1 rRNA gene is annotated in these 746 nt (G+C 50.0%); it reads left to right on the forward strand.

The window, feature by feature from the left end:
- Positions 1 to 746, forward strand: a 23S ribosomal RNA gene (locus A9178_RS18325); the annotation flags it as partial.

Raw genomic sequence — 746 nt, forward strand, 5'->3', positions numbered from 1 at the left:
CAGGACTTATACTTTAATACATAGGGTATAAGAGGCACACCCAGGGAACTGAAACATCTCAGTACCTGGAGGAAGAGAAAGCAAATGCGATTTCCCAAGTAGCGGCGAGCGAAACGGAAACAGCCCAAACCAGAGAGCTTGCTCTCTGGGGTTGTAGGACACTCTAACGTGAGTTACAAAGAAATTCTTTAGATGAATCAACCTGGAAAGGTTAGCCAAAGAGGGTAACAGCCCTGTAATCGAAAAAGAATTTCCTCCGGAGTGTATCCTGAGTACGGCGGAACACGTGGAATTCCGTCGGAATCCGGGAGGACCATCTCCCAAGGCTAAATACTCCCTAGTGACCGATAGTGAACCAGTACCGTGAGGGAAAGGTGAAAAGCACCCCGGGAGGGGAGTGAAAGAGTACCTGAAACCGTGTGCCTACAAGTAGTCGAAGCGCGTTAATGCGTAACGGCGTACCTTTTGTAGAATGGACCGGCGAGTTACGATTGTATGCGAGGTTAAGTGGAAGACACGGAGCCGTAGCGAAAGCGAGTCTGAATAGGGCGATTTAGTATGCGGTCGTAGACCCGAAACCGTGTGATCTACCCATGTCCAGGGTGAAGGTCAGGTAACACTGACTGGAGGCCCGAACCCACGTATGTTGAAAAATGCGGGGATGAGGTGTGGGTAGGGGTGAAATGCCAATCGAACACGGAGATAGCTGGTTCTCTCCGAAATAGCTTTAGGGCTAGCCTCAAGAT

This window comes from Oceanobacillus sp. Castelsardo (assembly GCF_001659985.1).
GTDB lineage: Bacteria > Bacillota > Bacilli > Bacillales > Amphibacillaceae > Oceanobacillus.